The sequence below is a fragment of the Phytopseudomonas dryadis genome, from assembly GCF_004327355.1.
GTDB lineage: Bacteria > Pseudomonadota > Gammaproteobacteria > Pseudomonadales > Pseudomonadaceae > Aquipseudomonas > Aquipseudomonas dryadis.
Genome location: NZ_QJUM01000011.1, coordinates 82,447 through 96,216 on the forward strand (window position 1 = coordinate 82,447; position 13,770 = coordinate 96,216).

The following is a 13,770-nucleotide window of genomic DNA, read 5'->3' on the forward strand; positions in this document are numbered from 1 at the left end:
GCGCCAGGATCCGCCCTCATGAACAGGCCGACGCCCGTCGGGCCGGTAACGTTGCGCTGCACGATCGGAGGACGCTTGAACAGACGAACCGCGCAACCCCGGGTACCCGGTGCAACCTTCATCTTCAGCATCGAACCGGCCACCAGAGACAATGAAATGCTCAAGGAGCTGACCCGGAGCAATACCTGGGTGCGGCAGGGTTTCACACTGGACGGCCGGCTCGATCGACCCGGCCCCTGGCCAGTCGGGCGGTGTCTTGTGGCAGGGCGATCACCCGCGCATGCGCTATCCCGGCCTCGCGCCCAACCTCTTCGGCGCCGCCACGGGCGCCCGGGCATGCAGGCAGCGGGCACCGATTGGGCCACAGGGCATCTACGGCGCGCATGACGCCGAGCCATCACCTACAAGGAGTCCCGATGAACAGAACACGTCTCTGGTTGGCAATCGCCTTACTCGGCCTGCCCTTCTGCGCCCATGCGGTGGATCCACCCAGTTGCGACACGGTGCGCTTTGCCGATGTCGGCTGGACCGACATCACCGTGACCACCGCGGTGACACGCCTGGTACTCGGCGAGCTCGGTTATGGCACCCAGGTCAAGCGCCTGTCGGTGCCCGACACCTACAAGGCCCTGCAGGGCAAGCAGATCGACGTGTTCCTCGGCAACTGGATGCCGAGCATGGAGAACGACATCAAGCCCTATACGGAGAACGGTTCGGTGCAGACCCTGGGCGCCAACCTCGAAGGGGCCAAGTACACCCTCGCGGCCAACCAGTCCGCGCGCGAGGGCGGCCTGAACAACTTCACCGATATTGCACGCTTCAAGACGGAATTGTCGGGGAAAATATACGGAATAGAGCCCGGTAACGATGGCAACAAGCTGATCGCGCGGATGATCGACGAGAATGCCTTCGGGCTCGCCGACTTCACCCTGGTCGAATCCAGCGAAGCGGGCATGCTGTCCCAGGTCAGGCGCGCCGATACACTCAAGCAGTGGGCGGTGTTCCTGGCCTGGGAACCACACCCGATGAACAACTCGGTGCACCCGCACTACCTGGACGGCGGCGATGAGTATTTCGGCCCCGACTACGGCGGCGCCACGGTCTACACCAATGTGCGCGCCGGCTATGCCGAGGAGTGCGCCAATGTCGGCCGCTTCCTGAAGAACCTGCGCTTCAGCCTGCAGATGGAGAACGACCTGATGACCGCCATACTCAACCAGAGCACCAATCGCCGGCGCGAGGCGAAGGCCTGGCTACTGGCCAATCCACAGACCGTGGCGAGCTGGCTGGAGGGGGTTACCCGACGCGATGGCAGCGCCGCGGGGCAACTGTTCGACAGCGCCAAAAGCCCTTGAAACGCTTTTTTTTCGAAGTCGCTACAGCCCCCGGCATACGGCGGCTAAGCTCTTCCCGAAGGCTGGGAAGCACGCGCAGCGCGGCTTCCAGCCTTGACCCGGGGTAGAAAGAATCTGTTATGGTTTTTAAGGGATTGCGAATTTCCACCCTTTCAGAACGGTTCCGCCCTGTGGCCGGAGTCGTTTTGCCTGGTGCTGAAAGTTCGTTGAACCCGGGGCTGATGGCCATGTGTCGTCGCCCAACACGTCAGGGTCGCAATTCGATAATTGCCATGACCGCAAGACTATATCGTTGAGTCAGCCGATTTCGTCGCTGCCAGCCTCCTGCGGAGACGGCAGACCGGGGCCCACCGCTCCGGACCGAAGAACAGATAAGTGCTGGCTACCGCAGCCGGGCGCCAGCCCAACAACAAATTTCGGATGTACGCGCATCTCGGATCGAGATGTGAATTCCCAAGGGATTGGGCTTCGTAACACTGCCAGAGGGTTTGGAAAGCGGTTTGCAGCACGGCAACGCAAGGTTCACTCGACATCACATCCAGGCAATGCCAGGGGCTCGCAGCAGCCGTGGCGTGACACTTGGAGCGTGGGCGAGTGCCAGCAGAACGCCATGCAGCAGAACGCTGTCCAAACCTCGGAACCGTGTAAACACCCACAGGCAAGAACAGTCGGCATCACCTGACGAACGCCCCGAGGGCGCGCGCCAGGTTCCGTGTAGCTGCTCTAGATGTCTACTGAAGGGGAACCATCCCATGCAGTCTGGAAAAATCGTCGTCGAAAACCTCTACAAGGTGTTCGGCGACCACCCACAAGAAGCCATCGACCTGCTCAAGCAAGGTTGGAGCAAAGACAGGATTCTCGCCGAAAAAGGCGCCGTGATCGGCGTCAGCGACGTCTCGTTCAGCGTCGAGGAAGGCGAGATCTTCGTGCTGATGGGCCTCTCCGGCTCCGGCAAGTCCACCCTGATCCGCCTGATCAACCGGCTGATCGAACCCAGCAGCGGTGACGTGTTCATCGACGGCCAGAACGTGGCCAAGCTGCCCAAGGATCAACTGATCGACCTGCGCCGCCGCGACATGAGCATGGTCTTCCAGTCGTTCGCCCTGATGCCTTCTCGCACCGTGCTGGAGAACGCCGCCTTCGGCCTCGAAGTGGCCGGCAAGGGCCGCAAGGAACGTGAAGCGCGCGCCATGCAGGTGCTCACCCAGGTCGGCCTGGACACCTTCGCCCAGAAATACCCCCACGAACTCTCCGGCGGCATGCAGCAGCGCGTCGGCCTGGCCCGCGCCCTGGCCGTCGACCCGTCGATGATCATCATGGACGAGGCCTTCTCGGCACTCGATCCGCTCAAGCGCCGCGAGATGCAGGACGTGCTGCTGGAGCTGCAGAAGACCGACCGCCGCACCATCATCTTCGTCTCCCACGACATCGAGGAAGCCATGCGCATCGGTACCCGCATCGGCATCATGGAAGGCGGCCGGCTGATCCAGGTCGGCACCCCGCAGGAGCTGATCGACAACCCCGCCAACGATTACGTACGCAACTTCTTCGACACCGTCGACACCAGCCGCTACCTCACCGCCGGCCAGCTCAAGGCCGACAGCGTGCCGATCTACGTGCACAACGGCAGCGCGCCGGACGCGCAGACCGTGTGCCGCGAGCTGCAGGAGCAGGACAAGCACTACGCCTTCATCGTCGACGAAGACAACAAGTTCCGCGGCTCCATCAGCCTGGAAAAGATCGCCCTGCTGGTCGAGGGCGGCGAGTCCTGCTCGCTGGAACAGGACCTGCTCAAGGAGATCAACCCGGTCCCCGAGGATCTGCCGCTGGATCAGGTCATCGGCCGCCTGGTGGACAACGAAGGCCCCATCCCCGTGGTCGATCAGGATGGACACTACAGCGGCGCCATCAGCAAGGGCCGCCTCCTGACCCGTCTGCAGGGAGAATGACATGAGCGAGAAACTGGATCTGGGCAGTTGGGTGAACGACTCGGTTCAACACCTGCTGGACAACTACAGCGGCGCCTTCGACAACGTCGGCAGCGTGGTCAGCGGCTTCTCCGAAGGCATCGAAAGCATCCTCATGCTACCGCCGGCCTGGCTGCTGATCGCCATCTTCGTCGCCCTCGGCCTGTGGCGTATCGGCCTGCGCTTCGCCGTGTTCACCGCCGTGGCCTTCGTGCTGATCGTCATGACCGGGTTCTGGGAACAGACCGTGGTCACCCTCGGCCTGACCTTCTCGGCGACCCTGATCAGCCTGCTGATGGGCATTCCCCTGGGCATCTGGGCGGCCAAGAGCGAGCGCGTGGCGACCATCATCCGCCCGGTGCTGGACTTCATGCAGACCATGCCGGCGTTCGTCTACCTGATCCCGGCCGCCATGCTCTTCGGCCTTGGCCGCGTGCCCGGCATCATCGCCACGGTGATCTTCGCCATGCCGCCGGCGGTACGCCTGACCAGCCTGGGCATCCGCCAGGTCAACAAGGAAATCGTCGAGGCCGGCCAGTCGTTCGGCTGCAACAGCCGCCAGCTGCTGTTCAAGGTACAACTGCCCAATGCCATGCCGTCGATCATGGCGGGCGTCAACCAGACCATCATGATGGCCCTGTCGATGGTGATCATCGCCTCCATGGTCGGCGCCGGCGGCCTGGGCAACGACGTCCTGGCGAGTATCCAGCGCCTGGACATCGGCCTCGGCTTCGAAAGCGGCATGGCCGTGGTCCTGCTGGCGATCATCCTCGACCGCATCACCGAAAGTTTCGGCACCCCGCAGACCGCTGCGAACCGTGCCGGCTGGCTGAACTGGCTGAGCGCGCGCCTGCAGCGCCAGTGAAGCCGACCGTATTTCCGACCTCTTTTTTCAATCACACAGGGATCCGCGGATGAACAACATCAAAAAGGTAGCTGGTGCTGGCTTGCTGTCCTGCGCACTGGTACAGGGCGCCTGGGCGCAGGAGCCGGAGAGCTGCAAGCAGGTACGTTTCGCCGAAATCGGCTGGGCCGACATCGCGGCGACCACCGGCGTGGCCATGACCCTGACCGAAGGCCTCGGCTATCAGCCACGCAAGACCATGGCCTCGGTGCCGATCGCCTTCACCGGGGTGAAGAACAAGCAGATCGACGTGTTCCTCGGCTACTGGGCGCCCTCGATGGACGCGGTGATCGAGCCCTTCACCAAGGACAACGGCGTCAAGGTGCTGGAAAAACCCAACCTGGAAGGCGCCAAGTACACCCTGGCGGTGCCCACCTACACCGCCGAAGCCGGCCTGAAGAGCTTCCAGGACATCGCCAAGTTCAAGGATCAGCTGGGCGGCAAGATCTACGGCATCGAGCCGGGTAACGACGGCAACCTGCTGATCGACGGCATGATCAAGAACAACCAGTTCGATCTCGGTGGCTTCAAGATGATCGAGTCCAGCGAAGCGGGCATGCTGGTCCAGGTGCAGCGCGCGGTGCGCAAGAAGGAGCCGGTGGTGTTCCTCGGCTGGGCGCCGCATCCGATGAATACCCAGTACGAGCTGACCTACCTGTCCGGTGGCGACGACGTGTTCGGCCCCGACTATGGCGCGGCCAAGGTCTACACCGTGGTACCGCCGGATTACGAAGCACGCTGCGCCAACGTCGGCAAACTGCTGAACAACCTGCAGTTCAGCGTCGAGATCGAAAGCCAGCTGATGGAAAAGGTCCTGGAAAAGCAGGACCCGACCGAAGTGGCCAAGACCTGGATCAAGGCCAACCCGCAGATCCTCGAGCAATGGCTGGCTGGCGTCACCACCTTCGACGGCCAGGACGGCATCGCCGCCGTGAAGAAACACGTCGGGCTGTAACGCCCGCACCCACCGCGACCCGGCCGATGACCGGCCGGGTCAGGTATCGCAGGCCCCCTGTGCGAGCACGGAGCCTGTCTGCTGGAAGGCGCCGAATGCATCGGCACCCCATGCGACCGGTGCCACCAGGGCCATGCCCTGCTCTGCACGGGCCGGTGCCGCAAGGCCCGCGATCAGAACGAGCCAGTAACACACCTGAACTGCCACTCACTGACGGAGCAAGACCTATGCACAACTTCAAACGCCTCTGCCTGCAAAGCCTCGGCGTCGCAGCCCTGGCATTGGGCATGTCCAGCGCCATGGCAGCGGACAAACCCAGCCTGAAAATCGGCTACGTGAACGGTTGGGACGACAGCGTCGCCGTCACCCACGTCGCGGGCGAGATCCTCAAGAGCAAACTGGGCTACGACGTCACCCTGCAGCCGGTCGAGCCGGCCATCATGTGGCAGGGCGTGGCCCGCGGCGACCTCGACGCCACCCTCTCCGCCTGGCTACCCGCCACCCATGGCGAATACTTCGACAAGCTCAAGGACAAGGTCACCGTCCTGGGCACCAACTACGATGGCGCCAAGATCGGCCTGATCGTGCCCGACTACGTCGAAGCCAAGACCATCGCAGACCTGGAGAAATACGCCAAGGACTTCGACGGCAAGATCACCGGGATCGACGCCGGTGCCGGCGTGATGCGCCGCACCGAAGACGCGATCAAGGAATACGACCTCAAGAGCATCAAACTGATGCCCAGCTCGGGCCCGGCCATGGCCACCGCCCTGACCCGCGCCGAGAGAGCGCAGAAGCCGATCGTGGTCACCGGCTGGATTCCGCACTGGATGTTCGCCCAGTGGAAACTGCGTTTCCTGGAAGACCCGAAGAACGTCTTCGGCGAAGCCGAGCACGTCGACACCGTGGCCAACCCGGGCCTGGAAAGCAAGGCGCCGGAAGCCGCCGCCTTCCTCAAGAAACTCTCCTGGAGCGCCGAGGAAGTGGGCGCGGTGATGCTGTCCATCCGCGACGGCGCCAAGCCGGAAGATGCGGCCAAGGAGTGGATCGCCAAGAACCCGGAGCGGGTCGCCGAGTGGCTGGAATAAGCCCGACAACGCGCTGAAACGCCCCCTGCCCCGCAGGGGGCCGCGGCCACCAGGACCGGTGCGCCGCGCCACCCCGAAACCTTCCCATGTCGTTCGTGCCCATTTGTAGGAGCGTCGCCCCGGCGCGAATCGATGGCGGCCGCCACCCGATATCGGTGCCGTGCGCACCATTCGCCCCGGGGCGGGGCTCCTACGCGGGCGTGGCCCGCCCCACCCTACGAGAAGCCGTTCACCCCTCAGTTGATCTGTGACGGGGCACTAGATCTCCACCTGGGTTCCCAACTCGATGACCCGGTTCACCGGCAGGCGGAAAAACCCCAGGGAGCTGCCGGCGTTCTTCTGCAGCACCGCGAACAACCGTTCACGCCACATCGCCATGCCGATGCGCTCGGAAGGAATCACCGTTTCCCGGCTGAGGAAGTAGGTGGTGCGCATCGGCGGGCAATCCAGCCCTCGCTCGCTCAGTTGCGCCAGCGCCTGGGGAATGTCCGGCGCTTCGAGGAAGCCGAAGCGCAGGCGCACACGGTAGAAACCCTGGTCATAGGCATTGAGTTCGAAGCGCTCCGCCAACGGCACCCGCGGACGATCCTCGTAGAGCACCGTGAGCAGCATCACCCGCTCATGCAGCACCTGGTTGTGCAGCAGGTTGTGCAGCAGCGCGTGGGGCACCACATCCACGCGGCTGGTCAGGAACACCGCGGTGCCGGATACCCGATGGGGCGGCTGCAGGGTGATACTGGCGATGAAGTCCTTCAGTACCAGCGCATGTTCGTCCAGGCGTTCGAGCACCAGTTGCCGCCCCCGCTTCCAGGTGGTCATCAGGCCGAACAGCAGGATGCCGACCATCATCGGCACCGCACCACCGCCCATGATCTTCGGAATGTTGGCAGCGAAGAACACCCCGTCGACCAGCAGCAACACCGCCAGCAACGGCACGGCCAGGGCTTTCGGCCAGCGCCACAACAGCAGGATCACTGCCGACACCAGCAGCGTGGTGCACAGCATGGTGCCCGTCACCGCCACGCCATAGGCGCCAGCCAGGCCGCTGGACGACTGGAAGCCCAGCACCAGCAGCACGACACCAATCGCCAACAGACCGTTGATCAGCGGGATGTAGATCTGCCCCTGTTCGGCGCTGGAGGTGTGCAGTATCTGCATGCGCGGCACATAGCCGAGCTGGATCGCCTGGCGGGTCACCGAGAAGGCGCCGGTGATCACCGCCTGGGAAGCGATGATGGTGGCCAAGGTCGACAACCCGATCAGCGGAATCAGCGCCCAGGACGGCGCCAGCAGGTAGAAGGGGTTGCGCACCGCTGCGGGGTCGCTGAGCAGCACCGCGCCCTGGCCGAGGTAGTTGAGCATCAGACCGGGGAAGGCCAGGAACAGCCAGGCCTGCACGATGGGCCGACGGCCGAAGTGGCCGAGATCGGCGTACAGGGCCTCGGCGCCGGTGATGGTCAGCACCACCGCGCCCATCACCGTGACCCCGAGCAATGGATTGGCAATGAAGAAATGCAGCGCCCAGTACGGGTTCAGCGCCAGCAGCACTTCCGGCCGCTGCACGATGCCATGCACGCCCAGCGCACCGAGCACCACGAACCAGATCACCATCACCGGGCCGAACAGATAACCGATGCGCGCCGTGCCATGGCGCTGCAGGACGAACAGCGGCACCAGGATCAGCAGCGCCACCGGCACCACCCAGTGATCGATGCCGTCGACCACCAGGCCGACGCCCTCCACGGCAGACAGCACCGAGACCGCTGGCGTGAGCATGCTGTCGCCATAGAACAAGGCGGCACCGAACAGGCCGAGCATGATCAGCACCGTGCGCAGCCGCGGGTGGCTGGCCGCGGCGCGCTGAGCCAGGGCGGTCAGCGCCATGATGCCGCCTTCGCCGCCATTGTCGGCGCGCAGGATGAACATCACGTACTTGACCGTGACCACCAGGGTCAGTGACCAGAAGATCAGCGACAGGATGCCCAGCACACTGGCCTGGGACAGGCCGACCCCATAATGCGGCGAGAAGATTTCCTTCAGGCTGTACAACGGGCTGGTGCCGATATCGCCATAAACGATACCGACCGCGCCGATCAGCAGTGCGACGGGTGACGTGCGGGTGGTGGTGCTCACGTTCAAGCTCTCTGGGAATGCAGAGGCCTCAGATATACGCCTGAACTCAGCCACCGACAGCGCCTCCAGGCGAAGTTTTACGGCATTTTTACGCCCACTCGCGGTTCTTTACGCCAACCTTGCAGCGGGCCATGATCGCCACAGCCCGGGACACGGAAATCGCCATGCCTACCGCCGCACCTTCCACCCTGCGTTATCCACAGGGGCCGCTGCTGGCCTGCCTGAGCGGCCAGGCCAACGAAGACGCCCTGCTCAGCCATGTCGCCGAGCTGGCCCGGCAGCGTGGCAGGCCGTGGGTCGCCGTGGCGCTGGACGGCAGTGCTCGACATGAACGGCTGCGCACGCCGGAACGCCTCTGCGAACAACTGGACGGCAGCTACGTGCAACTGCAGGGCAACGATTGCGCCGCGCTGCTCATGGACTTCGCCCATGCCCGGCAGGCAGCGGGCCTGTGGTGCATTGGCGCAGCGCGACGCTCGCTGGCCAGATCGTTGCTGCGCAAGGGTGACGGTTTCGAAATCGGCGTCCTGAATTTGCCAGGAAAACCCACCGAGAAACGCGTGCCTGGGCCCACGGCGCCTTTCGCCGACTATCTGCTGGCGATCGCTGCGGCAGTTGTCGGCGCACTGCTGGCCCTGGGCATCTCGCGCTGGCTCGACCTGCCGAACATTTCCCTGATATTTCTCGCCGCCGTGCTGCTGGTGGCGGTGCGCAGCAGCACCGGCCCGGCGTTGCTCTGCGCGCTGCTGTCGTTCGCGGCCTATGGCTTCTACTTCCTGCCGCCGACCTGGTCGGTGATGATTCGTCGCGAGCAGGACATCCTCACCCTGGTGTTCTTCATGCTGATGGCCCTGCTCACCGGCAACCTCGCCGCCCGCCAGCGTCGACAGTACCGGGACCTGCAGCAGGCACAGACGCACACCCAGCAATTGCTGCTGTTCGCCGAACGCCTGAGCAACGCCCGTGATCACGGCGACCTGCTGCACGCCATGGCCCGCCAGTTGGATATTCCCGCCGCGCAGTTGTGCCTGCTGAGCCGGGACGAAAAGGGTCACTGGCAGACGCTGGACGGCAGCCCGACCGACCTCAGCGAACTGGAGCGGATCAGTGCCGAACACGCCTGGCGCAACGGCCAGCCGCGCGGTTACGACAGCCATAGCCTGGCGCGCCCGCACTGGTGGTGGTGGCCTTTGCTGGAGATCGATCAGCCGCTGGCGCTGCTTGGCGTGCGTACCGGCCAGGGCGACGCGCCGCCTATCGACCAGCGCCGCCTGATCAGTGCGCTGCTGCCGCTGCTGAGCAATGCGCTGGCCCGGGTGAAGATCGCTGAAGCCCTCGCCCATTCGCGCCTGCACCACGAGACGGAGCGGCTGCGCAGTGCCCTGCTGGCCTCGGTATCCCACGATCTGCGCACACCATTGACCGCCATGCGCGGCAATATCGAAACCCTGCAACTGTTCGCCGACAGCCTCGACGCGAGTGTCCGCGACGAATTGCTGCAGGACACCGGCACCGAGGCCGCGCGCCTGGATCGTTACATCCAGAACCTGCTGGACATGACGCGCCTCGGCCATGGCGCCCTGCGCCTGGAGCGCGACTGGGTCAGCGCCGACGATCTGATCGCCGCCGCCCTGCAACGCTTGCAGCCGGTGCTGCAGCCCCTGCGGGTCAGCCACAGCGTACCCGGCGACACGCCGTTGCTGTGGGTGCAGGGCGCACTGATCGAGCAGGCGCTGATCAACGTGCTGGAAAACGCTGCCCGCTTCTCACCGCCCGGCGGTGAAATCGGCATTCGCGTCTGCAGCGACGGCGACTGGCTGAGCATCGCCGTCAGCGACCAGGGTCCCGGTATTCCCGCGGACGAACAGGCGCGTATCTTCGACATGTTCTATACCGCCGCCCGGGGTGACCGCGGCGGCGGGGGTACCGGCCTGGGCCTGGCGATCTGCCAGGGCATGCTCACTGCCCATGGCGGCAAGATGAGCGTCGCCTCGGTCGTCGGCCAGGGCAGCACACTGACCCTGCACCTGCCGCTGGCGGCGGCACCGGACGATGAACCTGGCGAGAACGAGGCCATTGCCCATGAGTGAAGCGACCATTCTGCTGGTCGACGACGAGGCGGCCATCCGCAAGTTTCTGCGCATCGGCCTGCAGGCCCAGAACTACCGGGTGATCGAAGCCGACGGCGGCGAAGTGGCCCTGCGCCTGGCGGCGCTGGAACAACCGGACCTGGTGGTGCTCGACCTCGGCCTGCCGGATCTGGACGGCCAGCAGGTACTGGCGCGGCTGCGTGAGTGGTCGAGCATACCGGTACTGGTACTTTCGGTACGCGCCGGGGAAAAGGACAAGGTCATGGCGCTCGACCAGGGCGCCAACGACTACGTCAGCAAACCCTTCGGCGTGCAGGAGTTCCTCGCCCGCGTACGCGCCCTGCTGCGCAATCGGCCATCGGCCGAAAGGCCATCGGCAGCATTGGTCAGTGGTCCGCTGCGGGTCGACTTCGCCTTTCGCCGGGTCACCCTGGACGATCAGGATGTCGGCCTGACACGCAAGGAATACGCCGTGCTGGAGACGCTCGCCCGGCATCCCGGCATGGTCGTCACCCAACAGCAGCTGTTGCGCGACATCTGGGGGCCGAGCCATGTCGAGCACAGCCACTACCTGCGCATCGTCATCGCCCACCTGCGGCAGAAGCTGGGTGACGACCCGGCCGCACCGCGGCTGATCGTCACCGAAGCCGGGGTCGGCTATCGCCTGGTGGATCGGGATGGCTGAGCGGCCAGCCTGCGGACGCCTCTGTTAGACTGCCATCACAGCCCCTACCGGAGAACACGATGCCCAAGGTCGGAATGCAACCGATCCGCCGCTCGCAGCTGATCGCCGCTACCCTCGAAGCCGTCGACCAGGTCGGCATGAGCGACGCCAGCATCGCCTATATCGCCCGCCTGGCCGGGGTGTCCAATGGCATCATCAGCCACTACTTCCGGGACAAGAACGGCCTGCTCGAAGCCACCATGCGCCACCTCATGCAAGCCCTGAGCGATGCCGTGCGTGCCCGTCACCGGGCCCTGCGCGAAGACACGCCGCGCGCGCGCCTGCGCGCCATCATCGACGGCAACTTCGACGAAACCCAGGTCAACGGCCCGGCCATGAAGACCTGGCTGGCGTTCTGGGCCAGCAGCATGCACCAGCCCTCGCTGCGGCGCCTGCAGCGGGTCAACGACCACCGCCTGTACTCCAACCTGTGCGGCCAGTTCCACCGGGTGCTGCCGCAGCAGCAGGCCCGCGCCGCCGCCCGCGGCCTGGCCGCGCTGATCGACGGCCTGTGGCTGCGCGGCGCGCTGTCCGGGAAAGCCTTCGACACCCGCCAGGCGGTGCAGATCGCCTACGACTACCTGGACCTGCAATTGGCCAAGGCGGGCTGACGACCCCGGCAGCCACTGCCTCGCCCATAACCAACCGGTTTGATTCCCGGTCTGCGCTGGTGACTGCACTGTAGCGTCTTCACAGCAACAGAGTGCGCCCGGTATCGAGGCTCATGTAGGAGCCAGCTTGCCGGCGATAGCGGTGGCGAAATTCACCCTTGCATTGTGGGTGATATCGCTTCGCTGGCAAGCCAGTTCCTACCGTGCCTATCCGCTGTAACTGTTTTTACAGCGCTGCGTCGAAGCCCCCCCTGAAACAGCGCCGATTCGTCGCTTCCGGCACGGTTCCCGTCGCTCTCGGAATCGTTATTGATTGATCGATCAATAAAAATAAAGTAGGCTGTTTTTTGATCAATCGGCTTGCATCTCATCCTTTTCGCCACCCCCATTGCCACGCCGAACCATTCGCCAGGGCGCCGTGCACGCCTTGCGCAACCCCATCAAGAGGACACCCCATGGCCCGATTCGAAGACCAGAAGCTCTACATCGGCGGTCGCTATGTCGACGCCAGCAGCGGCGCCAGCTTCGAGAGCATCAATCCGGCCAATGGCGAGGTGCTGGCCAAGGTCCAGCGCGCCAGCCGGGACGACGTCGAGCACGCCGTGGCCAGCGCCGTCGAGGGGCAGAAGACCTGGGCGGCGCTGACCGCCATGCAGCGCTCGCGCATCCTGCGCCGCGCCGTCGACATCCTGCGCGCGCGCAATGACGAACTGGCCGAGCTGGAAACCCTGGACACCGGCAAGCCGTTGTCGGAAACCCGCTACGTGGACATCGTCACCGGCACCGACGTGCTCGAGTACTACGCCGGCCTGATCCCGGCCATCGAAGGCGAGCAGATCCCCCTGCGCGACTCCTCCTTCGTCTATACCCGCCGCGAGCCCCTGGGCGTGGTCGCCGGCATCGGCGCCTGGAACTACCCGATCCAGATCGCCCTGTGGAAATCCGCCCCGGCGCTGGCCGCCGGCAACGCGATGATCTTCAAGCCCAGCGAAGTGACCCCGCTGAGCGCCCTGAAACTGGCCGAGATCTACACCGAGGCCGGCGTGCCCGACGGCGTGTTCAACGTGCTCACCGGCAGCGGCAGTGAAGTCGGCCAGTGGCTGACCGAGCACCCCGGCATCGAGAAGATCTCCTTCACCGGCGGCACCGTCACCGGCAAGAAGGTCATGGCCAGCGCCTCCAGCTCGTCGCTCAAGGAAGTGACCATGGAGCTGGGTGGCAAGTCGCCGTTGATCATCTTCGACGACGCCGATCTGGAGCGCGCCGCCGATATCGCGGTCATGGCCAACTTCTACAGCTCCGGCCAGGTCTGCACCAATGGCACCCGGGTCTTCGTGCCACGGGCGCTGCAGGCCCGCTTCGAAAGCAAGGTGCTGGAGCGGGTCAAACGCATTCGCCTCGGCGACCCGCAGCAGGACGCCACCAATTTCGGCCCGCTGGTCAGCTTCGCCCATATGGAGAGCGTGCTCGGCTACATCGACAAGGGGCGCCAGGAAGGCGCGCGCCTGCTGACCGGCGGCGAACGCGTGACCGAGGGGGCCTACGCCAATGGCGCCTACGTGGCGCCCACCGTGTTCACCGACTGCACGGATGCCATGACCATCGTCCGCGAGGAAATCTTCGGCCCGGTGATGAGCATCCTCATCTACGACAGCGAAGAGGAAGCCATCCGCCGCGCCAACGACAGCCAGTACGGCCTCGCCGCCGGCGTGGTGACCCGCGACCTGGCCCGCGCCCACCGGGTCATCCACAGGCTGGAAGCCGGCATCTGCTGGATCAATACCTGGGGCGAATCGCCCGCCGAGATGCCGGTCGGCGGCTACAAGCAGTCCGGCGTCGGCCGCGAGAACGGCCTGACCACCCTGGCCCACTACACCCGGATCAAGTCGGTGCAGGTCGAGCTGGGCGATTACGCCAGCGTTTTTTAAAAGACGATAAAAGCG

Annotated in this window: 10 protein-coding genes; 9 read left to right on the forward strand and 1 reads right to left on the reverse strand. The window is 64.9% G+C overall.

The features are described 5' to 3' along the window. Positions 1–416 precede the first annotated feature (416 nt). From choX to DNK34_RS11315, 5 genes are all read left to right on the forward strand, one after another. Entirely contained in the window at positions 417–1,355 is a 939-nt protein-coding gene (choX, locus tag DNK34_RS11295) for a choline ABC transporter substrate-binding protein (RefSeq protein ID WP_131175286.1), read from the forward strand. 752 nt (positions 1,356–2,107) lie between these two features. Next, positions 2,108–3,304 (forward strand): quaternary amine ABC transporter ATP-binding protein, encoded by a 1,197-nt coding sequence (locus DNK34_RS11300; protein ID WP_131175287.1) that lies wholly within the window; start codon positions 2,108–2,110, stop codon positions 3,302–3,304. Between the two features lies 1 nt (position 3,305). Further along, positions 3,306–4,187 carry an ABC transporter permease gene (locus DNK34_RS11305; RefSeq protein WP_131175288.1) on the forward strand — a complete coding sequence of 294 codons (882 nt, stop codon included), beginning with the start codon at positions 3,306–3,308 and terminating at the stop codon, positions 4,185–4,187. 49 nt (positions 4,188–4,236) lie between these two features. Beyond that, a complete protein-coding gene (locus tag DNK34_RS11310; protein WP_131175289.1) occupies positions 4,237–5,181 on the forward strand; it encodes a choline ABC transporter substrate-binding protein in 945 nt (314 codons plus the stop codon). Positions 5,182–5,408: 227 nt separating this feature from the next. After that, on the forward strand, positions 5,409–6,269 hold the full coding sequence (locus tag DNK34_RS11315) for a glycine betaine ABC transporter substrate-binding protein (protein ID WP_131175290.1): 861 nt from the start codon (positions 5,409–5,411) through the stop codon (positions 6,267–6,269). Between the two features lie 258 nt (positions 6,270–6,527). Here the strand turns inward: DNK34_RS11315 and DNK34_RS11320 are convergent, their stop codons facing one another. Beyond that, positions 6,528–8,438, reverse strand: a complete 1,911-nt coding sequence (locus DNK34_RS11320; protein WP_411269308.1) for a potassium transporter Kup — start codon at positions 8,436–8,438, stop codon at positions 6,528–6,530. Positions 8,439–8,566: 128 nt separating this feature from the next. Here DNK34_RS11320 and DNK34_RS11325 point away from each other — a divergent pair, with 128 nt between their 5' ends. The 4 genes from DNK34_RS11325 to betB all read left to right on the forward strand — a co-directional run bounded on the left by DNK34_RS11325 (position 8,567) and on the right by betB (position 13,755). Continuing rightward, positions 8,567–10,492: an ATP-binding protein gene (locus tag DNK34_RS11325; RefSeq protein ID WP_242675321.1), complete on the forward strand. Its 1,926-nt coding sequence runs from the start codon at positions 8,567–8,569 to the stop codon at positions 10,490–10,492. Then, positions 10,485–11,177 (forward strand): response regulator, encoded by a 693-nt coding sequence (locus DNK34_RS11330; protein WP_131175292.1) that lies wholly within the window; start codon positions 10,485–10,487, stop codon positions 11,175–11,177. Before DNK34_RS11325 ends, DNK34_RS11330 begins: the two co-directional genes overlap by 8 nt. Positions 11,178–11,236: 59 nt before the next feature. Beyond that, complete coding sequence (gene betI / locus DNK34_RS11335; RefSeq protein WP_131175293.1) at positions 11,237–11,827, forward strand: transcriptional regulator BetI; 591 nt, start codon at positions 11,237–11,239, stop codon at positions 11,825–11,827. A gap of 455 nt (positions 11,828–12,282) precedes the next feature. Beyond that, positions 12,283–13,755, forward strand: a complete 1,473-nt coding sequence (gene betB / locus DNK34_RS11340; protein WP_131175294.1) for a betaine-aldehyde dehydrogenase — start codon at positions 12,283–12,285, stop codon at positions 13,753–13,755. Positions 13,756–13,770: the final 15 nt, after the last annotated feature.